Here is a 19,009-nt window from a genome sequence, read left to right on the forward strand (position 1 = left end):
GTTACCACCGAAGCTTGATCTGCTAAACCAATATGGTGTTACACTTGTAGTCTCGCAGAGGCTTCTCCCAGCTCTCTGGGTCACGCCGAGAGCCCATCTAAGCCAAAGAAACCCTGCATGATGTCGCCCGCAGCAGCTTCTCCTTTGAGAGCAGCCCTGCATGCTCGAGCGTTTCGATGACGACCATCGCCTACTTCCAGCCGATCACCCGCGCCGAGCTGTCCTCCTTCCTTGGCAAGGAAATCAGTCGCGACCTGATCGGCAATTTGCACAGCGCCGCGCTAATAGCATCGCTGTACCATGCCACCACCAAGGCATTCCTGCTGCAGGTCGGTGGCAATCTCCCGACCCAACCGGCGCCAGGCGAGGAGCAAAGGTCCGATGGGGAAAAATCGCGCCGGCGGGCGGCACGGCATCGCGCAATGCCGCCCCGTCCTCGGCGCGGCCGCCTGTCGACCTATGAGTACCGCAGTCGTCAGCGCCCAGCCGCTGGCGAGCCAACCGCCGGCTGGGCAATCGCGACATCTTCGATGCCTTTGTGCCGGGGTATTCTCAACGAGAGTCGCCTGGCGCAGCCAACCTCGGACGGACGGCATATTCAGCGCCACTGCGGCAACATGACCGGCTGCAATTGCCGCCCAGCTTTGCGCCCCCAACCGCAATGATGCAGGCTCACAGTCGACATCATTTGCTTTGGCAGCAACATCCCTCGCCTTCCATCGCCCTCGACGGTGCAGGAATCACAGAAAATTTCATTTCCCCAAAGACGGTCAGTTTGTTCACGCTCCAGTCTGGGGGCCGATTGTGCATGGTCCCACACGATCGAGTCCAAAAAGTTCGATAAATGAGGGGTGCACGTGGCGCCGACGCGCTCTGCTTGTCAGAAGCGATTGGCATTACTGCCGGAATGCAGCCATCCTGGCCGACACCATGCCTGTTCTTGGGCGCAGCCTGAATTGAACGCCCTATCAAGGCTCAAATACGCTTCAGCTTACCGTCGCGATCGGCATTAGACACTCTCGCCACCCACATTTCTGCGCGATGCCAAGGCAAACGATCTACGCTAACTGTCAGGCCAGATTTCTCGAGTAGATCCGACCGCAATGTCCAACGAGCATGTGCCCGGTCACTTGTGACGTTTTTGCCGATGCCCCCCGCGCCTCGTCGCCGAGTCGGCTCTGGCTTGCTTGGTCGCGACCGAAGATCTCAAGCCCTATGGCCAGCCAGGACGACAGTGTCGACTTTGCAACAATGTCAGAGGTCCGACTGACATGGGCGGCCCACAACTGTGTAGTTGAAAGCTTTTCTCTTTTGGCACGCTTGGTGCAGCAGATGATCGTCAAACGTTGCACGGAACTGCAATAGACCGAGAGAGGAATCCCAGGAATGAACATGACAGGCCTCATTGCGTCGGTCGCGCTGTCGACTTTGTCTGGCTGCCAGACGTTGGAACAGATGGACGCAGGCCTAATATCGTTAGAGGTCGATCCTACAAAGCGGCATTTCACATCCTGGGCGAACCCGATGCGGAGAGCAACATAGACGGTCAGCGTGTTTTCACGTGGGAAAGCCTGAGACCCGGCTTTACACGGTTCCAACATTTAATTCGACCACGACCTATGGGAACGGGGAGCCCGATCTACAGGCAGACCCAAGGCACAGTGACCGAGATCTACCACGATCACTGCAACATCGACGTTGATCGTTGGATCATCAGGCACGGTTGAGGACACTAACTATGATGGGAGCATCGAGAGCTGCGACGGGGTATGCAAGCCTGCTTAGCTGCTATCATCAGTTTGCTGCTTTGAAGGAGCCTCTCACAACAAGGCATCGTAGAGCCGGCCAGAGTTGCCTCTCGCCTGAAGCGAGGCGCGCCTCAACCATTGTTGCTGTGCAGGTCTTTGCCGCCCTGTGCAATTTGGGAGACCCCGCATCGACTAATGAAGCGGATCAGCTTGCTTCTGCTCAGCGCATTTCGGGGCTCGGAAGAGAGTGGTTCGATCCGGCACTGACCCTAGAGCGGGGGGCTTGGTTGAGGCGGTGCCGGACCGAACCGTCTCAGGCAACGCCGGCTATGTCGTGGGATATTGCGGCAACTCCGTGGCCAAACCGCGGCGGTGATGTGTCGCAGATTCACCGATTCCAACACGCGCATTGCAAACGTGACTGGACGTTTCGGAAACCGCGCCGCGCTGCTGGGTTTGGCGGGAGCTCTGCAGGTGGCGGCCACTCTTGGCTGTGAAAATAGCCGCCAGACCACGGTGGCCGAATGCAGGAAGGGAAAAACTCGCAATGTTGATTCCGTGGGGCGCCGGGCGACACACCACCGCAAGCTAGGCGGCGTCGCCCGACCGCATCGAGTTCGACCATATCCTTCGGAAGGGCTCACAACAGAGGACATGTCTATCCAGACATTCGGATCCGAAGCAGAAGTCATTCGCTTCAATATTGCGGACTGATGCAAAAGGCCCGGCGATTTTCATGACCGGGCAAGGCCGTTCCGTTTGTCAGCGATGCCGGAATGGCGGAACGGCCCCGAGTCGGCAGTATACAGGTGAGGCGAGCCAGCCGGGTGTAGGGTCGGGCTCTCGGCCTTTCGGGGAGACCGCATGAGCGGCAGGGTTTCGCGGCGCCAGTTCATCGCAGCGGCGGCTGGCGCGGGGATCGCGGTCAAGATCCGTTTTCTGGGCCGGCCCGCATCGGCTGCGCCCATTGCCAATTCGCCCGGCCATTCGCCAAACTGGATCGGACCGGACGGTCGGCCGCGTTTCAGGATCGACGCCGTGGCCAAGGTCACGGGGGACAAGACCTTCACCCGCGATTTTCGCGCCCGGGACATAACGGGCTGGCCGCAGCAACAGAGCCACGCCTTCCTGATCCGCGGCACCCGGGCCGACGCCCCGTTGGACGGGCTGGACCTCTCACTGCTGGGCAAAGGTCTCAAGCCCGACCGATTGATAGTCGGCGAAGACCTTGTGCGCGATGGTCTTGCGCCGCCGGAAACGACGGCTCCCGGCTTCTATGGCGACATGTTCCTGGTGCCGAAGGGACGCATTCCGCGCCTGCTCGGTCAGCCGGTCGCGCTCTTGATCTACAAGGATTTCGCGCGGTTCGACGCGGCCAAGCGGCTGGTCCGTTTCGCCAAGGGCATCGTGCGCTGGGGCGCGGTCGGCGGCTACGACACGCCACCCCATTACAGCGCCAGCCGATTCGTGCGCATCGGCGGCGCGACATCGGATGAAACCGATTCGCTCGAAGACACCACCATCTACGGCAGTTTCGACGGCGATCAGGTCGTCTGGCCGAAGCCGGATCAGAGCGGCGATGCGGCGGCCCGCGCCCTGTGGGCGGCGGGCGAGATCGAGCGTGAGATCACGGCAACCGGCGACGATGCGTTGGTCCTGAAGCGAAGCTATTTCTCGCAGTCGACCGACGCCTGCGCGATCGAAGCCGACAATGGCAATGCCTGGTTCGAGCCGGGCAGTTCGACCCTGCACGCACTCATCGCGACGCAATCGCCTTATGAGGTGGCGACCTCGACGCTGGAAATGCTGTCGAAATCGCGGTTCGCGGTGAAGGCGCTCGACCTTTCGATTGGTTACACGGTCGGATACGGTACCAAGGATCATTCCATCTTTCCCTACTACGCCATCCTGGCAGGCCTCTATGGCGACGGGCGCCCGGTGCGTCTTGCCAACGACCGCCTCGAGCAATTCCAGATGGGGTTGAAGCGCCATGCCTTCTGGATGGAGAATACGCTTGTCGTGGATCGCTCCACGCACGCCTTCCGCATCATGAAAGGCAACCATCGCACGGATGCCGGAGGACGGCGCAATTTCTCGCCCGATGTTGGCAATGTCGGGGCCAGCGCGGCGCAAAGCATCTATTATCTGCCGAAGAGCGATTTCTCGGTCGAGGTCCGCGCTTCGCGCGCTGTCGATGCTGGCTCGACGCGCGGGTACGGAACGCTGCAGACCATGGCCGCGACCGAGATGATGGTCGATGAGGCGGCCGAACTGCTCGGCATCGATCCGATCGAGCTTCGCCTCAAGAACGCGTTCAAGACCAGCATGAAGAACTCGCAGGGCGCCATTGCCGGCGAGGCGCTAAGAACCGAGGAGATCCTGGAGCGGGCCCGTGCCCATCCGTTGTGGAGGGATCGCGCTGCGAACAAAGCGGCGTTCGATACAGCCAATCCGGGTAAGCGCTATGGCATCGGTTTCGCGCAGGTGCAGAAGGATTACGGCACCGGAGCCGAGGCAGCGGTGACCACGCTGTCGCTCGATCCGTCCGGCCGGCTCACCATGCGCCAGAACGGCAATGATATCGGCACGGGCCTGACCACCTCGCAGGCGGTGATGGTCGCCGACATCATCGGCCGGGTGCCGCACGACTGCGCCTTCGGGATCGTCGACTGGCCCGAGATGCCTCTCGTCTCGACCGAGGAGCCCTATACGACGCCGCAGGACAGGGAGGACGCACTGGCACGCAATCCGCGCTGGACGCCCTCGTTTATTTCACCGATGAGCGCCTCAAACAGCGCCTATTTCGTCGGCCACGCCACGCGGATGGCGGCGCGCGCGCTGCTGCGCCTGTCGCTCTGGCCGGCTGCGCTCGCGCTCTGGTCGAGTGGCCCGGGCGGCGGGCGGGCGGGGCCGCTCGCTATCGATATGGCGAACGTGCGAATCGCAGATGGCAAATTGACGGCTGGAGGGATGGAGCCGCTCGCACTGGAACAACTCGCGGCGGCGGCGCACAGGCTCGGCTTGGTCACGGGGGTCAGCGTCCATGTTTTCAACCGCTGGCAATGGGCCGAGGCGGTATTCGATGTGCCGAACGTCGGCGCCGTCGGCTTGCCGGTCGACGCGCTTTCGGTCTGCTATGGTCAAAGCGCGCCAGCTGGTTTGAAGGCGCTGATGACTTGCGGCGGCTTCCATTTTCTCGATCGGCGCCAGGTCTTCTATCCGCCGGTACGGCGCCAGAACGCCGCCGGCACCTGTTACACGGGCATGGCCACGATCGCCGAGGTCGCAGTGGACACCGCCTCAGGCGACGTGAAGCTCCTTTCGCATCATTCCATCCTCGAATGCGGCACTCAAATCGTGCCGGAACTCGTCTCGGGTCAGCTCCAAGGCGGCCTGGCTATGGGCGTCGGCCACGCCTTGCTCGAGGAATTGCCGCTCTATGAGGACGGTCCCGGCGACGGGACGTGGAACTGGAACCGGTATCGCCTGCCGAATGCCAGGGATGTCGCGGTCTGGACACAGACATCGGAGGTGTTGGCGCCGCTGTCCGAAATCGACCCACCAAAGGGAATGGCCGAGGTTGTGATGATCGCGATCGTTCCGGCGATCGTCAATGCCGTCAACCATGCCATCGGCAAGCGTTTTTATCAGACGCCGATCACGCCAGAGAGGATTTTGGAGGCTCTGCCGTGACCGTCGCCACGCGACCACTTTCGATGACCCTCAACAATCGCAAGGTCGGTCCGGTCGACGTACCCGACAATCTGATGATGATCGACTTCCTGCACGAATATCTCAACCTTACGGGCTCGCGGCTTGGCTGCGGCCAAGGCATCTGCCACGCCTGCGCGATCATTCTCGATGGTCCGGAAGGAAGTTCCCGCGAGATCCGGAGCTGCATCACCGGAGCGCACTTCTTCGACGGCAAGTCCGTCCGCACCATCGAAGCGCATGCCGAGCGCGACGTGAATGGCGATGTCGTCCGGCTCTCCGCGATTCAGCAGGCCTTCGTCGAACGTTTTTCGTTCCAGTGCGGCTATTGCACGCCGGGCTTTGTCACCGGTGCAACCGTGCTGGTTGAGCGTCTCAAAGGGAAGCCGGTCCGCAGGGCGGATGTCGAACGCACGATCGAGCAGGCGCTTGCGCCGCACATTTGTCGTTGCACCGGTTATGTCCGTTATTATGAGGCGGTCCGTCACGTGATCCTGAGCACGCCCGGCTTGGTACAGGGCTGAGGTCGGGCGATCAGGCGTTCTGGCTATTTGGCCCGCGGCACGCATCAGGTCGACGTGCAGCCAATACGGGCGGTCTGTTTCCGTTCACCGCTCATTTTCTGCTTTCGAGATCGCCGCATGGACCCAAGCGGGCACTTTCGCCTTGAGGGCGACTACACGAGTCCATTCCTCGGGGGTCAGTCTGTTCTTGAGCAATTTCGCGTAGTGGACACCGTTAGATCGGCCAAGGTGCGCGATTGCCCGGATGGCTTCGCCCGACCTATTCTTTGGCAGGCTCGTGATCCAAGCGGGCGCGTGCTTGAGGCGTATTGTGCAGCGGCCAAGTTTCAGGTTCTTCGACTTTCCGGTCGTGAGAAAGACTTTTTGAACCGGAACTTGTGTCGTCAGGCCGAGCTGGTTCGCCGCCGTAGCACCGGAATTGACGACCCTCTCACCTGACAACGAAGCGTACGACTTCACGACGGCTTGCGCTTCCGGCAGCACATATCCATACGGCGTCTTCCTGGAGGGCGTGTAAATTCCCCTGTAGACGCGCGCCAGTTCGCCCTTTTTCGCAAGTCTGCTGAGAGCTTGATCGGCTGCCGCACGGTTTCCAGAGCCAACGAATTCCTTCGAAGTGAGCAAAGCACCTTCCTTGGCTCTTTTCGTACGCATTTGAACCGCTCGCGTGACCGCTTCCATGGCATTAGCTCCTGTCAGAGAGAAGATTCGAGTTTCTGACCGAATTGGCTCTTATCATATTGATTAGAAAGAAACAGTCCAAGATAGGCTATGGCCAAGTCTGGATGCTATATCCCACCCAAATTAGGGTCAGGCGACTGCGGAAGATGGCCGAGTCATTGCCGCCTTCGCCCGGAACTTCAGGCGGCAGGACGAATCCGCTTCGACAAGGCCATCCGGCAAATAGGAGCAGGATTTGAAATTCCTGCACGACAGGTATTAGGTTGGGACAATCATTAGGATAAGAGCTGCGGCCACACAGAATCTGGTTGTGGGCATTCATTACGGGGGATGGTGACGTCTGCAGTGGATCGAGGCACCGCCGCTTCCTGAAGGACAGCGCTATTCGGTGCAGTACAGCAAAGGCCATTCCGGCAAGCCGACCGGCACCCTTATCGAGGGCGAGGCGCTTCAGGTGAAGAAGGATATGGGTTCGATGTCACACCAGCTAATCGCTCGTGGCAAAGACCTGCTCGCCCTGCGGAACGATGGCTTCAATCTCGAGGTCCGCAATGGCTACTTCCTGATCAAGGATATCCCATACGTCACCGCTTCGCGTTTGGTGGACGGAGTGCTGGTGTCGGGCATCGAGGATCAGATCGTTGATGGGCTGCAGGTCACCCGGAAGCCCAGCGACCATGTTGCCACATGAGAAGGGGAACACCCCTGTCATGCGAACGGCGAGAAAATCCGCAGCATTGAGAACGGGAGCCCGGCGCAGGACCTCGGCGCTGGACTCAAGCTAGCTAGTCTTCACGTTTTCCGCAAAGGCCGATTATCGCGACTACGAATATAAGAGCGCATAGCTCGGATGGTTCATCGGCGAGGCCCAGAAGATCAGACCGGAAGTGACCGCCTCCAGACGTATCCGGCACGCCAACAACACCGAAGACGACGATGCATTCCACTATATCAATATGGCTTCGAGCCGCGTGCACATCGGCACCGACTTTAGGAAGCAAAGACCACCAGATTGCGACATCGTTATAATCTAGAATCGCGGAAGGCGGCTATTCAGATTGGCCGATACATCAAAACCCGACCCGTCGGAATCAGCTGCAGCAAATAATCGAAATCGTCGATGTTGCCCGTTAAAACGGTAAATCCTAATTTCTGCGCATGCAGGAACAGCACGCAGTCCTGAAGCGCCCGAAGCCTGGATCATGCTTGTAGCCTTGGAGCCGACACAGCATTCCTGAGAGAAGGGCGGCTCGGCCCAAGACATCGGGATCCGGTGCAAAAACCCGATGGGGCGGCATCTCCTTGATCATGGTCCCGATCTGCTTGATAGCTTTGCCCGTGCCCGAATGTTTCGGGTCAAGAACGCCTATAGTGTGCATCAGCTCCTGGATCGCTACGGTGGAATGGTTGACCTGCCTGACATCGAGGAGGTCGGCAACTGCTTCAGGCGCCCGGCCTTGCAAACCGTCGATGTAGACGCAGGTGTCCAGCAGCAGTTCTTGCCCCGCCTTTTGATGTCGTCACGCCCGATGGCGTGCTTCAGCTATTAGGGGACGTGGAGATGGGCAGCAACCATCTTGTTGTCCGTGACCTCAATATTGGGGGCGATGCCCAGGTCCAATGGGGTTGGTCCAAATTGCGCAAGCTCGGTCGAGTGATCGCGGAGAAGCTTAATGTCGACTACATCGAAGTTCATGGAGCGGTTCGGACAACGGGTGCGAACCCGGCGTCCAGGTGTCGTCAGGCTCTCCCGTCCGGCTGAGCCTCAGCTTTCTACACGGCGCGAATACTCCTGAGGCTGCTCGGGTTCTCGTCAGGAGACAGCTGCCGCTGAGGACGGCCCATGCGGTCCTCACGGAGATGGTCGATCAGGGCAGGCGTTCGTGACTGTTCCTCGCGTCGACGACCTGCGGGCACTGAAGGACGAACTCTCGTCCGCAGGAGTGATCGCGAAGGTTCATGCGCCGCGGCCGATAAGCGTTCGCGAAGTTCGGGATAGCACCAAGCTGTCCCAGGAGGCGTTCTCCGTGAGGTATGGCCTCGATCTGGCAACGCTTCGAAACTGGGAGCAAGGTCGCTCGGATCCGGATGCAGCGGCGAATACTCTGCTTTGGACCATCGCCCGGAATCCGGAGGCAGTCGAAAAATCGCTCGACATGGAGGACGAAGTGGCGGCGCCGTCTGCCTGGTAGTCTAAGTCTGGGGAGAGGGCCGTCGGAACGGCCGCTCCATCGCGCGGCTACTCGGCATGCCAATGAACTCTACCCGACCGCGCTTTGCTCCACCGTGTGGCATAATCCCAATCAGATCCGCAAAACTGCAGCACGACCTGTCGAGACGCACGGAGCACGCCCTGGAGGCGGGCCTGCGCCTTCGCGCGAAGACGGCCAAGCATCTCCAGTCCCTTACCCAGAACCGGAATATCTCGTCACCGCTACGGCCCGGAACTGGCCGCCACCGCCTCGCAGATAAACCGCCTCACCGCCACCCTTGAAGAGCTGGCGGCAAAGGTCACTGCATTGATCGCGCTGCCCGCGAGGTTGCAGCAGGTATCCAGCTGCCTCCGGGGAGGTTCACGGCCGGGGTTCAGCGGCCTCCTCGTCGCTGCGACAGCTAATCCGATGACATGATGCACCAGGAACACGTCGACGAGGTACGCAGCCTCGTCCCGTGAAATTGGCAACATGTCTGCCGTGATTTCATTATCGATATAGGACTCGGCGTCCCAAAGGGTGCGAGTCAGCTTCTCGTTGGCCGGCTCAATCCGCTCAACGACCCTTTCGAACGCGGCGTTGGCGGCCTCGATAAGCACAGTACGGTCGGCCCCGGCGACTGGCAGGGACGCAATAACGGCATGGGAATCCATGACGAACGTTTCCTTCTGGAGTGGCGGTCTCTTGCCTCAGCATTTTCGGTCGCCATGCCGACGCTGGTTCTTGCTGGGGTGGCTCGTCGAAGCGCCAGGCGCCACCTTGTGCTCACATGCGCAGCCGCAGGATACGCGAGAATTCGGCAGATGCAATCAAAGGTGACAAGCACGGCAGCGCCAGGGACAGAACAGTGTCGGCACAGTGGGCGAAAGGCGGTCTCCGAGCTTTAGCTTCCCGCACGAAGCGGTCTGGAACCAAGCCTGATCTCCGGAGCCGCCGTCGCGCGTCCCGTCAAGCGCAGGCGCGCGCACTCCGCAAGGGCTTGAGCAGAGCGTTCCCTTGAGGACGAGCACGGCTGCGCGAGGGACAGAGCGCGTCGGAGGCGGACCGGGTTCAGGCGGCCTGATCCTTGGTGAGTCCAGAGCGTCTTCTTTGGTCGGCCGCTCGGGCGAAACGCCGTTCCTGGGGTGGCAACCTGGCCCTACCATTTCGAAAGCAAGGAGCTAAGGGGATTTAGCCTTCCGGTTTCGGCACGCGTTGTCTAGTCGGCGGATAGATGAGTGTTGTGATGTCTGCTACAATCGAAAAGTAGAGTCGAGGGGGGGCGACAATGGTTGAAGTGTTCCGCGGAAGGAGCGGTAAACTCGAACACGAAAGGGCCGCGCTCGGTAGAGTCCATGCGCAGGCAAATCACCGCAAGGCGTTGGGGTACTGGCTCGGGTTCTTGAAGGGCGTGATGGCCAGCGAGCGGGTCGAGCGGGCGGAGATGCCGCCACTCAGGGTCGAAGCTGAGCAGTTCCTGTCCCTTCTTCACGACGATGATGCTGCCGAGCTCATCCGCGATCTGGATATTTGGGGTAACGCGCCCGAAGAGATCTACGCCGTCCTTGAAACAATAATCGGCATACGCTCACGGGAGTTTGTCGCCGCTGACGACAAGGACGAAGTCAACGAGTTCTACGGGTTCTGTGCCGGTATCGCCTGCGACAACTCCATCACGCCAGCAGAGGTCGAAAAACTGCTGTCCAGGTTGGACTCGAGTGTGGTCCTGCGCAGAGACAGCCGCGTGGCATCTCTCGGAGAAACTGCCAGAAGGTCTTTTGCTGACGGTCGCATAACCGCCGACGAGGCAGAAGACATATGCGGGTGGATTGCCCGTCTTGTCGGCGACAGCGCGACAGACACGGGGCTGCCTACCTTCGGCAATGTGGGTGTCATTGACGGCGCCTTGGAGGATGCAAGCCAGTTCATGATTCCGAGCCGGATGTTCGTCCTCACGGGAAAATTCGCCATCGGCCCGCGAAAGGTAATCGCTGCGATGATTTGCGAACGCGGCGGTGATTGGAAGGACATCGTCTGCGGCCAGACCGACTACCTCATCGTCGCGGCCGAAGCGTCTCGGGACTGGAAGCACAGCCACGAAGGCACAAAGATCATCAGGGCAATGGAGCTTCGCGAAAAGGGAGGTCGGCCGCATCTGGTTCTTGAACCGATGCTGGCCAAAGCGTTGGGTTTCTGACCGCCTCCATCCGGCAAAGGGGAAAACCTATTGTCTTGGAGGTGCGGCTTCAGAGCCTGGTCGCGTCGGAAGCGCGGAGCCTGAACACCTGAGCCTTAGTGAATCCTGATACGGGTCGTTCTTCAAGGCGGGTAGCGGCGGCACCTGCACGAACAATATCTCCCACAGGATCGCAGCACCGTCGTACTTCACTGGTTCACCGGAAGCAAAAGCGAGGCTCGACGTGCGGCGATGCTCGGCTGCTATTTCTCCGTCAATGCCGAGATGACCCGTTCGGATCGCGGCCGTTCTCTCGCCTGCACTTGCCCATCGATCGGATAGTGACGGAGACAGACGGCCCTTTCGCTCAGGTCGACGGTCCGAGCGAGCTTCGATGACGTGATAACCACGGTCGCCGCGATCGCCGACGTCCGGGGGTCCCGGTCGATGCCGTCACGACGGCGGTAAGATAGAACCTTCGTTCTCCATTGAGATGGGGTCCTCAAGGGCTAGATTTGTAATCTTCGTGCTACATAATGGGTGAATCTGTAGCACGAAGGTGACAGAATGCCCACTCCACACAACCCTCCTGCTGCGGTGCGGCGCGCGCTGCGCAAGCTTGGGGCGGACATCCATGATGCCCGTCGACGCCGACGGCTGCCTATGGCGGTCGTCGCCGAGCGCGCCTTCACGTCTCGCTCGACGCTGCAAAGGGTCGAGGCCGGGGACACCAACGTCAGCGTCGGCATTTATGCCGGCGTCCTGCAGGCGCTCGGTCTCCTCGACGGCCTGAGCCCGGTAGCCGATATCAGCAACGACAGCGTCGGTCAGGCGCTCGCCAGCGCCGACCTGCCCAAGCATGTCCACCTCAAGCGGCCAACCGGCTCGTCCAGCGATGGCTGACTTCGAGGCCCATATCGATTTGGACGGCCGCACACGCCCGATCGGACTGGCGAGGATCAATCGCGTCCGGGGCACCGAGACCATCCTCTTCGAGTATGACGGTGCATGGCTTGAGGATCCGGACCGCTTCTCGCTGGAGGCCGGCTCTTGCTCTGACCCGCTTAGCTTCGCCCGTCCTGCCGGTCTTGCGACTTTCGGCTCCATCGGCGACTCAGCGCCGGATACTTGGGGCCGGCACCTCTTGCAGCGCGCCGAACGCCGCCTCGCCGACCGAGAAGGCCGCGCGGTTCGCACGCTTGTAGAAAGCGACTACCTGCTCGGCGTCGCCGATGGGACGCGGCCTGGCGCGCTCCGCTTCCGCTGGGTCATCAAGAGTTTTCCAAACGTCGATTTGCACGGGCGTTCCTGCCCTAATCGACCTTGGCCGGTTGCTCCAGATCACCGAACGGATTCTCCGGCACGAGGAAACGGATGAAGACCTGCAGCTCATCTTTGCCCCAGGCTCCTCCCTTGGCGGTGCCCGACCGAAGGCGTCGGTCATCGACCAACATGGTCACCTCTCCATAGCGAAATTCCCGAAGGAGACCGACGACTACAGTATGGAGACCTGGGAAGAGATCGCGCTGCGGCTAGACTAGCCGGCCAGGCAGGTATTGCCACGCCTCAACACGAGCTGATCGAGGTCGCCGGCGAGCCGGTCATGTTGTCGCGACGCTTCGATCGTGACGGTGCGACCCGCATCCCGTTCCTGTCGGCGAAGGCGATGATGGGCGCAAGGACGGCGAGCGCGGCAGCTATCCGGAGATCGTCGATGCCCTTGCTCAACACGGCGCTCAGGGGAAGACGGACGCGCATGCGTGATCGTGCTTTACGCCGGCAGCGCCGCAGAAACACTTCCAGGCGGCGGCGCGCCGACGCGCGCCGTTGACGTCGAGATGGCGATTGAAATCATCCGCAATCCTAGCCAAGGCGCAGAGCAGGATCATGCGAAAGCCCGCGAGCTGATCCAGATCCTGAGAAATATCACGCGGGCCGGGACCGACGTCAGCGACGAAGCGACGACGCAATCCGAGCTTGATGAGTTAGATCGCCAATTGTTCGGCAGGGCAGTTGAGCTCGTCGAACTGCACGCCGACACAATTGTCGGCCTGGCGGGCAACCTTGCTGATCGCATCCAGGTGATAAAGGAGCATGTGACGCTGGACGCTCCATATCTGGAAGGGCTGCCTGCCGTGCAAAATATATCAGTGGTTGAGCCGATTCCGATTGGCGACACGACCAAAGATTGATCCAGGCTCTAGCGACATAAATGTAACGGGAGCCTCGGCCCGTCAGCCAGACGGGTTGAGACCGAACCGAAGCCTCGGAAACTCCCCGCGCTCGATGGCAACCGTGAACACCTGATTGAGCGCGCTAATAAAGGCCGCTTCATCAGCGAGGTGAAGAGTGTAGGCATGCAGCTCGGGATAATCCAACACGAAGCACGGAACGGCTGTCTCATTGAATAAGCCGAGGACAGGGGGGCTGTAGACTGAATATTCGGAATTGAACAGCTCCTTGACAACAATCAAGCCAACGAGATCACGATCACCCAAGTCGATCTCGTGATAGCTCTTGCCCGTTCTAAATTTTAGTGGGACGCATGATCGGGCGTAGCCGATTGAACCACGCATCTGGTCGACAGCTTTTTTGAGATGTCCGACGACCGTAGACTTCTTTCGGCCGATCGAACGAAGCAAGACCTTCTCCGTATTAGGGCTGTCCTTGGCCTGAACGAGGAAGACCGTGTTCGGCGTGATCAGCAAGACGTCCAGGAATTCTTTCCCGTCGTCGTGGCGAATCGGGTTCAGGTAGATATCGTCGTTCTGGAAGATGCGTTGCATCGCATGGACGATATCAAGCTCATTGAAGTGCCCGGCATCCTCGCGTTCTAGCATCGTGTGCATCGGCGTCTTTGCGCCGTGATATGCGTTCACGTCCGGCCGAACGTCTTGGATGTACATGTCATCGGGGAACAGCGGTTCGCCGAAGCAGATCGAATAGGCCTCGTCATCGTCTTTGGCGGTTCGGAGCCCGAACCACTCGGACAGTTGGTCATGGATATCGCGAGCTAGCTCGACCGAGAACGGAGCAAAGGCCATCGCGCTCATGCCTGCTTTAAATCGTGCGGCCTCATCGTTCGTCGCGCTGTATCCAAGCAGTTCTCGATTATGCTCATCGAACATGTGCACGCTCAGTTTATCCGGGGCAAAAAGCTCCTGAATCTCGGCCGTGAATTCATCATCAAAGAGCGCTGTCCATAGAGTGAGCGGCTCATCGGCATCATCGAAGAATGCAGATACCATTCCGCATGATTTCCGGCTGTTGGCCATCAACGGCGCAACATAGATGCGAAAGCCGCGATTAAGCTTGGCGGCGAGAATCCACTCCTTTGGGCATTTGATGATCAAGCGCAAAGCGCTCTCGCCTGGAATGCGTATTGGGAACAGCCCACCGGGAAAGTTCACAAGACCGCCAAGTAATTCCGGATGGGTGATGGTAAGCACGTGATTTCTCAAATTTGCGCGACGCGGTTCTTAGTTACTGCGCTCGAATTTGACGGTTGTTCATCGCGAACACAATTGCCGCCTGCGATGGTGGTGCTTACGCGCCGCCGAATTTCCAGACCGGGATGCCGAGCTTCCTGGCCTTATCGGCAAGGTTGTCGTTGATGCCCGTGCCGGGAAAGTGCATCACGCGCCTGGAACGCTGAATGCCGAGCAGGTCCGACTGGCTCGAAGCGTCACGGATTTCACTGAGAACCCATGTTTCACTGTCAAGTGAAATAGCAAATTCTGGTGAAATCAGTTGCCAATTTCACCGAAATAGGCTATTTCATTTCCTAATGAAAACCTATGAACGAGTGAAAGAGATCGAAAGCCAAGTCGCTGACGCATTGCGTCAGCAGCTGGAACAGATTCCCTCGCTCAAAATCCAGTCCATCGACCAGGAATGGGACCTGCGAACCAGCCCCAATATGCCGATGGCCGGCGCTGACGTTCTTGCCCGTGTCAAAATGGCGGATCGCGTCATCACGCTGATGTGCGAGGTGAAAGAGCCGGGATACCCGCGGCAGGTCCGAGGCGCGATCGATCAGCTTTATGCCTATATGGCGCGGTATCAGACTCTGGCGCATTCCGACGTCGTCGTTCCTCTGGTCGCCGCGTCATGGCTCTCTCCCGAGTCGCGCAACATCTGCGCGAATGCGAGCATGGGCTGGCTCGACCTTGCCGGCAATTGCCGGATCGCTTTCGACAACGTCTTTATCGAGCGGGAGACAGCCGACAAACCGAAGCCGGCGGCGCGAAACTTTCGCGCCGTCTTCTCACCGAAGGCGGGGCAGGTCTTGCGTACGCTTTTGCGCGATCCCGAAAGGCCCTGGAAGGTGGCCGACCTCGCCGAAGCAGCGGATGTCAGCCTCGGCCATGCCAGCAATGTGCGGTCGGCGCTGCGCGACAGGGAATGGGCGACGGTGGATGACGAAGGCCTTCACCTGACCGCGCCGGACGCGATGCTGGATGCCTGGCGCGATTCCTACGAGCCGGTTCGAGGCAAGCGTTCGTCCTGGTACACTATCCTTCACGGGCGTCAGTTGGACGAAGCGCTTCGCGAAACGTTGAGCCGGCGCGAGACGAAGGGACATGCCATGCTTGGCGGTCTTTCAGCAGCACACTGGCTTGCGCCTTACATGCGCGGCAACTTGACGACGCTCTATGCCGACACGGCGGTCATGCCGGAACTGATCGAGGCGCTCAAGTTGAAGCCATCGAAGAGCGGCGCCAATGTCGAAGTGATAGAACCGGATGATCCAGCCATCCTGAAGGAGCGCGTCGAGGTTCCCGGCGGACCGCCAGTCTCGTCCCCGATCCTTACCTATCTTGACCTCTCGCATCTCGACGACCGTGGGCGTGAGGCCGCCGAACATCTAAGAGAAAAGTTGCTCAAATGGCATTAGCGCCCGATCCACAATCCGCCGCCGACTATACCGACCGCGTCAGCGCTGCGGTCAAATCCGCGCTTATGGAGATCGGACAGATCCTTGGCAGCTTCGAGGGCAAGTTCGCTGTTGTCGGTGGAGCCGTGCCGTGGCTGCTTCTGGAGGCCGACGACATGCAGCATGTGGGCACGATCGACATTGATCTGACGTTGGATGCGGAGGCGCTTGGCGATGGCGAATATGTTCGGCTGGTCGAGGCCCTCATAGGCAATGGCTACTCGCAGAGCGCGGAGCACCGACGGTTCCAGCTTGTTCGCACGATTGAAGTGGCCGACGGCGGGCCACCCGTCGACGTGATCGTCGACTTCCTGATGCCGCGTGACACTGAGATCGAGAAGAACATTCCCCCTCTCCTATCGGAATTTGCGGTGCAACGCGCGTCCGGTGCCGAACTGGCCGTGCGCTTTCACCAACTGACGGCGATTGAAGGCACGATGCCGGGCGGCGGACATAACCGGGTGAAGATTGCCGTTGCCTCCATCCCGGCGCTGCTGGCGATGAAAGGCCACGCACTGATGCGGCGCCAGAAGCGCAAGGATGCCTACGACGTTTATTACTGCATCCGCAATTACGAAGGCGGTCCCGAGGCGCTCGCTGAGGTCTGTCGCCCACTGCTCGACATCAAGGATGCGCGCGAGGGCTATCTGGAGATCGCGGAGAAGTTCGCGAAAGAGGATATGATAGGACCGGTGTGGGTGCGCCAGTTTGTGGAAGGAACGCCGCATATCGGTGATCGCACGCCAGCGCAGTGGCAAACAGATGCCTTCGGACAGGTACATGCCTGGATGGCGGCGCTGGGGCTGGCTGAATAGGTGTGGCCTTCCGATCCGCTGCCGTGCTCCCATAATCGACGGTTCCTGTCGTAACGGGAACGCCTGCTTATCGAAAGTCGCATGCCTTCATCTGATCTTGCGGATGGGGTCACAGGGATCGACAACGTCTCGTGACCGGAAATCTTTAAGCGGCGGCTCTCGTGGATCATGCCTCGGCTATCCATTCTCGAGCCGCGGGCGGCATTGCTGAGGAAATCATCCAGCGACGGCGACGGCTTATCGGAGCTGGTAATCAGGGTCTGCGACCACAGGATCGAAGCTTCGTAGACAGAACTGCAGATCCATTCACCGCCCTGTCTGAACCAATGGGTCGCCTCGGGCAGGAGATCGACGGAGACCGGGTGGCGCGCAAAGGGGTTGTGGAAGACTTCCATCTCCGCCGTCCATGGCTCGTAGCCATGCGGCCAGAGCCCGCGATAGTCAGCACTCGTGATGTCGAGGCAAAACGGAATACCCTTCAATGCGCCGGGTGTTCGGTCGAAGAAATTGCCGATGCGGGTGTAGCGATGACCGGCAGGCGCGCCACCGCCAGAGATGGCCACGCGATTGAGTTTGGCCATCGAGCAGGCATTCGTGAAAACCACAGCGGATAGCTCGGCATGCTCATCGTTGGCGAACAATCCGGCGGGAAATCGCGCAGGCCCCAGCAAATGTTCGGCCGGCATTGGCACAGCCTGCGGCCGGCTGTCGACCTCCGCGACCGTCGCTCCCGATCCAAGCAGGTAGCCGATCAAGCCTTCGCGGCTCCACATCATCGAGCCGGATGCCTGGAAGTCGGCAACGGCCAGGATGAACGGCTTGCCGTTGACATGTGCAAGCTGGTCGTACCGCCGTGCAAGTTTGTTGCCGATGGTTTTGGCGAAGCGCAACGCCGCCGCGCCGAAGAAGACTTCCTCGCGATTGGTCGGCACGTCCGCAAAGGGGGCGTTGACGTGATTGTACGGCACGGCAGGATTGGCCGTAACTGCCTCCACCCATGCTTCACCGCCAAGCCGGTTCTCAATGCGGAAATCCGGCGATTCAAAGGGCTGCTCGACAAGCAGACCCTGCTCGCGAAACGACGCGAGAAGCTGCGCTTCCCATAGCCGGGTATGGAAGTTGGTTGTCTGGCAATCGCTCACCCAATTGCGGTCGGGTCTCGGCAGCGCAAGATACAGCTGGTTCAACGCCCAGGCCGCCGGTTGATGGGTTTCCATCCCCAACATCCGAAACACCTCGCTTGGCTCGCGGCCGGCGAGATCGAAAAGTGGCGCTCGCATAGGGACGCCGGGCGGCAATGGCTCAAGCGCCAACCCGTCGGCAAGCTCGGGCTCAAGGGCCGTGGCTGCCGCGTCTATTGTGGCGAATCCACCGGCGCGCGTTGTGACCATCCAAACGGACTCCACTCGCCGTCGCATGACGATGACGCGGAATGAATCGCTCTCGGGGTTGTGCGTGACAATGCCCCATCCATTTCCGTCATTTGAGCCCCATGCCGCGACCGGTGGCTCCTCGCCACAGGCGTGCCCGCGCGGTAGCGCTAGCGCATAGAAATCAAATTCCCACTGCGGGATTTTGCGCATCACCACTCCCCGTCGCGGACGCCCTGCTGCTGCAGAGCGCCAGCTTCACATCGATTGGCGGGGGCGCGTCAACAATACAGGCCCCTCAAGACTGTTTTCCGCGAGCCAGACAAACTCGCAAGCATGCATGTTCGAACAATAACTGCTGGTGACGCAGAACGAAGTGCCTTTCGATTTTCTGTGCCATCCGGTTCGTCGATTGTTTAAGCTGGCGAAAGCGAGTCAGTGGGTGGGCACATGGAAGTTTACTGCAAGGGAATTGCCCGTATCCGTCACGCGTCGAGTGGGGAAATCTTTGAAATCGAAGCGGAAGATTTGGATTGGGACGCCGTTGGCGGCGATGAGCGCCAGATGGGACCTGAAATCCACTATGAGGCGGTGGTCGACCATCCGGAGCTTGGCGAACTGACCTGGGGGCTTTGGGAGTATCCCGTCGGCATCGAAAACTATCACAACACGGATGTTGGCAGGCACGAGCTCGTCGAAGGCTTCGACTACGGGCTTGAGCATGGTGAGCAGGAACCGGACGATTGGCTCGACTATGAGGCACCGTCCAACCCATATCGGCAGGGCAACGAGTTCAGGTTAACGACGGCGTGTAATTTGTGGTCTGTCGCAGGTTAGCGTGATTCAAAGAGGCTTC

18 protein-coding genes and 2 pseudogenes are annotated in these 19,009 nt (G+C 60.0%); 13 read left to right on the top strand and 7 right to left on the bottom strand.

The window, feature by feature from the left end; genetic code table 11:
* Window positions 1-185 precede the first annotated feature (185 nt).
* A pseudogene (locus AC0L3N_RS30340) lies at window positions 186-335 on the top strand (SMC-Scp complex subunit ScpB); the annotation flags it as partial.
* A gap of 735 nt (window positions 336-1,070) precedes the next feature.
* On the opposite strand, the gene AC0L3N_RS30345 reads toward AC0L3N_RS30340, so the two are convergent.
* On the bottom strand, window positions 1,071-1,394 hold the full coding sequence (locus AC0L3N_RS30345) for a hypothetical protein (protein ID WP_473551231.1): 324 nt from the start codon (window positions 1,392-1,394) through the stop codon (window positions 1,071-1,073).
* A gap of 1,218 nt (window positions 1,395-2,612) precedes the next feature.
* Between AC0L3N_RS30345 and AC0L3N_RS30350 the strand changes: the two genes are divergently transcribed.
* Together AC0L3N_RS30350 and AC0L3N_RS30355 are read left to right on the top strand one after the other, a co-directional pair.
* Window positions 2,613-5,441: a xanthine dehydrogenase family protein molybdopterin-binding subunit gene (locus AC0L3N_RS30350; RefSeq protein ID WP_473551233.1), complete on the top strand. Its 2,829-nt coding sequence runs from the start codon at window positions 2,613-2,615 to the stop codon at window positions 5,439-5,441.
* A 23-nt stretch (window positions 5,442-5,464) separates the two neighbouring features.
* Window positions 5,465-5,983, top strand: coding sequence for a (2Fe-2S)-binding protein (locus AC0L3N_RS30355; protein ID WP_473551258.1), 519 nt, complete (start codon window positions 5,465-5,467; stop codon window positions 5,981-5,983).
* 84 nt (window positions 5,984-6,067) lie between these two features.
* Here AC0L3N_RS30355 and AC0L3N_RS30360 read toward each other — a convergent pair whose 3' ends face one another.
* Window positions 6,068-6,664, bottom strand: a complete 597-nt coding sequence (locus AC0L3N_RS30360; protein ID WP_473551234.1) for a DUF6088 family protein — start codon at window positions 6,662-6,664, stop codon at window positions 6,068-6,070.
* 388 nt (window positions 6,665-7,052) lie between these two features.
* Between AC0L3N_RS30360 and AC0L3N_RS30365 the strand changes: the two genes are divergently transcribed.
* The gene (locus AC0L3N_RS30365; RefSeq protein ID WP_473551236.1) at window positions 7,053-7,355 is read left to right on the top strand and encodes a DUF6791 domain-containing protein; all 303 of its coding nucleotides are present in this window, start codon (window positions 7,053-7,055) and stop codon (window positions 7,353-7,355) included.
* 362 nt (window positions 7,356-7,717) lie between these two features.
* Here AC0L3N_RS30365 and AC0L3N_RS30370 read toward each other — a convergent pair.
* A pseudogene (locus AC0L3N_RS30370) lies at window positions 7,718-8,172 on the bottom strand (type II toxin-antitoxin system VapC family toxin); the annotation flags it as partial.
* A gap of 375 nt (window positions 8,173-8,547) precedes the next feature.
* On the opposite strand from AC0L3N_RS30370, the gene AC0L3N_RS30375 reads away from it, so the two are divergent.
* Window positions 8,548-8,856: a helix-turn-helix domain-containing protein gene (locus tag AC0L3N_RS30375; RefSeq protein WP_473551237.1), complete on the top strand. Its 309-nt coding sequence runs from the start codon at window positions 8,548-8,550 to the stop codon at window positions 8,854-8,856.
* Window positions 8,857-9,098: 242 nt separating this feature from the next.
* On the opposite strand, the gene AC0L3N_RS30380 is transcribed toward AC0L3N_RS30375, so the two are convergent.
* Complete coding sequence (locus AC0L3N_RS30380; RefSeq protein ID WP_473551239.1) at window positions 9,099-9,530, bottom strand: hypothetical protein; 432 nt, start codon at window positions 9,528-9,530, stop codon at window positions 9,099-9,101.
* Between the two features lie 614 nt (window positions 9,531-10,144).
* Between AC0L3N_RS30380 and AC0L3N_RS30385 the strand changes: the two genes are divergently transcribed.
* From AC0L3N_RS30385 to AC0L3N_RS30395, 3 genes are all read left to right on the top strand, one after another.
* The gene (locus AC0L3N_RS30385; protein WP_473551240.1) at window positions 10,145-11,053 is read left to right on the top strand and encodes a BRCT domain-containing protein; all 909 of its coding nucleotides are present in this window, start codon (window positions 10,145-10,147) and stop codon (window positions 11,051-11,053) included.
* 231 nt (window positions 11,054-11,284) lie between these two features.
* Entirely contained in the window at window positions 11,285-11,374 is a 90-nt protein-coding gene (locus AC0L3N_RS30390; RefSeq protein ID WP_473551241.1) for a hypothetical protein, read from the top strand.
* A gap of 225 nt (window positions 11,375-11,599) precedes the next feature.
* Complete coding sequence (locus tag AC0L3N_RS30395; protein WP_473551243.1) at window positions 11,600-11,935, top strand: helix-turn-helix domain-containing protein; 336 nt, start codon at window positions 11,600-11,602, stop codon at window positions 11,933-11,935.
* 211 nt (window positions 11,936-12,146) lie between these two features.
* On the opposite strand, the gene AC0L3N_RS30400 is transcribed toward AC0L3N_RS30395, so the two are convergent.
* Together AC0L3N_RS30400 and AC0L3N_RS30405 are read right to left on the bottom strand one after the other, a co-directional pair.
* Window positions 12,147-12,332 carry a hypothetical protein gene (locus AC0L3N_RS30400; RefSeq protein WP_473551244.1) on the bottom strand — a complete coding sequence of 62 codons (186 nt, stop codon included), beginning with the start codon at window positions 12,330-12,332 and terminating at the stop codon, window positions 12,147-12,149.
* A 13-nt stretch (window positions 12,333-12,345) separates the two neighbouring features.
* The gene (locus AC0L3N_RS30405; protein ID WP_473551245.1) at window positions 12,346-12,486 is read right to left on the bottom strand and encodes a hypothetical protein; all 141 of its coding nucleotides are present in this window, start codon (window positions 12,484-12,486) and stop codon (window positions 12,346-12,348) included.
* A 125-nt stretch (window positions 12,487-12,611) separates the two neighbouring features.
* Here AC0L3N_RS30405 and AC0L3N_RS30410 point away from each other — a divergent pair, with 125 nt between their 5' ends.
* Together AC0L3N_RS30410 and AC0L3N_RS30415 are read left to right on the top strand one after the other, a co-directional pair.
* A complete protein-coding gene (locus AC0L3N_RS30410) occupies window positions 12,612-12,863 on the top strand; it encodes a hypothetical protein (protein WP_473551259.1) in 252 nt (83 codons plus the stop codon).
* A complete protein-coding gene (locus AC0L3N_RS30415) occupies window positions 12,793-13,224 on the top strand; it encodes a hypothetical protein (protein WP_473551247.1) in 432 nt (143 codons plus the stop codon). The genes AC0L3N_RS30410 and AC0L3N_RS30415 overlap by 71 nt, the downstream gene beginning before the upstream one ends.
* A gap of 42 nt (window positions 13,225-13,266) precedes the next feature.
* Here the strand turns inward: AC0L3N_RS30415 and AC0L3N_RS30420 are convergent, their stop codons facing one another.
* A complete protein-coding gene (locus AC0L3N_RS30420) occupies window positions 13,267-14,481 on the bottom strand; it encodes a hypothetical protein (protein WP_473551249.1) in 1,215 nt (404 codons plus the stop codon).
* A 338-nt stretch (window positions 14,482-14,819) separates the two neighbouring features.
* Here AC0L3N_RS30420 and AC0L3N_RS30425 point away from each other — a divergent pair, with 338 nt between their 5' ends.
* The 3 genes from AC0L3N_RS30425 (at window position 14,820) to AC0L3N_RS30435 (ending at window position 18,990) form a co-directional block, all read left to right on the top strand.
* On the top strand, window positions 14,820-15,929 hold the full coding sequence (locus tag AC0L3N_RS30425) for a type IV toxin-antitoxin system AbiEi family antitoxin (RefSeq protein ID WP_473551250.1): 1,110 nt from the start codon (window positions 14,820-14,822) through the stop codon (window positions 15,927-15,929).
* The gene (locus AC0L3N_RS30430) at window positions 15,920-16,783 is read left to right on the top strand and encodes a nucleotidyl transferase AbiEii/AbiGii toxin family protein (protein ID WP_473551252.1); all 864 of its coding nucleotides are present in this window, start codon (window positions 15,920-15,922) and stop codon (window positions 16,781-16,783) included. The genes AC0L3N_RS30425 and AC0L3N_RS30430 overlap by 10 nt, the downstream gene beginning before the upstream one ends.
* A gap of 1,820 nt (window positions 16,784-18,603) precedes the next feature.
* The gene (locus tag AC0L3N_RS30435) at window positions 18,604-18,990 is read left to right on the top strand and encodes a hypothetical protein (RefSeq protein ID WP_473551253.1); all 387 of its coding nucleotides are present in this window, start codon (window positions 18,604-18,606) and stop codon (window positions 18,988-18,990) included.
* The last annotated feature ends 19 nt before the right edge of the window (window positions 18,991-19,009 follow it).

Source organism: Mesorhizobium sp. WSM4807, assembly GCF_055811615.1.

Excerpts from the sequence above, each read along its gene's own strand:
- AC0L3N_RS30385 (WP_473551240.1), top strand. The coding sequence starts at position 10,145 with ATGGTTGAAGTGTTCCGCGGAAGGAGCGGTAAACTCGAACACGAAAGG.
- AC0L3N_RS30425 (WP_473551250.1), top strand. The coding sequence starts at position 14,820 with ATGAAAACCTATGAACGAGTGAAAGAGATCGAAAGCCAAGTCGCTGAC.
- AC0L3N_RS30395 (WP_473551243.1), top strand. The coding sequence starts at position 11,600 with ATGCCCACTCCACACAACCCTCCTGCTGCGGTGCGGCGCGCGCTGCGC.
- AC0L3N_RS30355 (WP_473551258.1), top strand. The coding sequence starts at position 5,465 with ATGACCCTCAACAATCGCAAGGTCGGTCCGGTCGACGTACCCGACAAT.
- AC0L3N_RS30350 (WP_473551233.1), top strand. The coding sequence starts at position 2,613 with ATGAGCGGCAGGGTTTCGCGGCGCCAGTTCATCGCAGCGGCGGCTGGC.
- AC0L3N_RS30380 (WP_473551239.1), bottom strand. The coding sequence starts at position 9,530 with ATGGATTCCCATGCCGTTATTGCGTCCCTGCCAGTCGCCGGGGCCGAC.
- AC0L3N_RS30430 (WP_473551252.1), top strand. The coding sequence starts at position 15,920 with ATGGCATTAGCGCCCGATCCACAATCCGCCGCCGACTATACCGACCGC.
- AC0L3N_RS30345 (WP_473551231.1), bottom strand. The coding sequence starts at position 1,394 with ATGTTCATTCCTGGGATTCCTCTCTCGGTCTATTGCAGTTCCGTGCAA.
- AC0L3N_RS30360 (WP_473551234.1), bottom strand. The coding sequence starts at position 6,664 with ATGGAAGCGGTCACGCGAGCGGTTCAAATGCGTACGAAAAGAGCCAAG.
- AC0L3N_RS30405 (WP_473551245.1), bottom strand. The coding sequence starts at position 12,486 with ATGTTGGTCGATGACCGACGCCTTCGGTCGGGCACCGCCAAGGGAGGA.
- AC0L3N_RS30435 (WP_473551253.1), top strand. The coding sequence starts at position 18,604 with ATGGAAGTTTACTGCAAGGGAATTGCCCGTATCCGTCACGCGTCGAGT.
- AC0L3N_RS30390 (WP_473551241.1), top strand. The coding sequence starts at position 11,285 with ATGCTCGGCTGCTATTTCTCCGTCAATGCCGAGATGACCCGTTCGGAT.